1 protein-coding gene is annotated in these 380 nt (G+C 71.6%); it reads right to left on the bottom strand.

The window, feature by feature from the left end; all coding sequences use genetic code 11:
- Positions 1 to 121: 121 nt before the first annotated feature.
- A partial coding sequence (locus ACFXIV_RS48160) for a hypothetical protein (RefSeq protein WP_379421569.1) occupies positions 122 to 380 on the bottom strand: 259 nt, incomplete at its 5' end.

The raw sequence follows: 380 nt of genomic DNA, 5'->3' as shown, positions 1-380 counted from the left end.
GTGGCGTCCCCCCGCGGCAACTCCGGGCCGTGTTCCGGCGGGAAAAAGTCGGGACCTGGCCGGATCTGTTCATACTCGTCACACCTGAACCCCTTTGTGCGCCTCATCGCTCATGTCGGGTTCACCCTCCGGCCCGCCGACCGCGCTCACCCGCCGACGCGCTCATCGGCCGGCTCCGTCGGTACGGTCCGCCCACGCCCCACGCCTGATGCAGGGCGTCGGCGAAGGCGGCGGCCATCCGGTGCTCGCCCTCGGCCGAGGGATGGGTGCCGTCGTAGGTGTCCCGCTCCGGCGACCAGTCGTGCGGTACCGAGGCCAGCAGCAGCGGCGAACGCGGCTGGGACAGCTCGGCCACCGCCTTGGCCAGCAGGGTGTTGAAC

It is taken from the genome of Nocardia sp. NPDC059236 (genome assembly GCF_042754085.1).
Classification (GTDB): domain Bacteria; phylum Actinomycetota; class Actinomycetes; order Mycobacteriales; family Mycobacteriaceae; genus Nocardia.
Note: the sequence above shows the minus strand (reverse complement) of the source record. Positions and strands in the feature narration are given on the sequence as shown.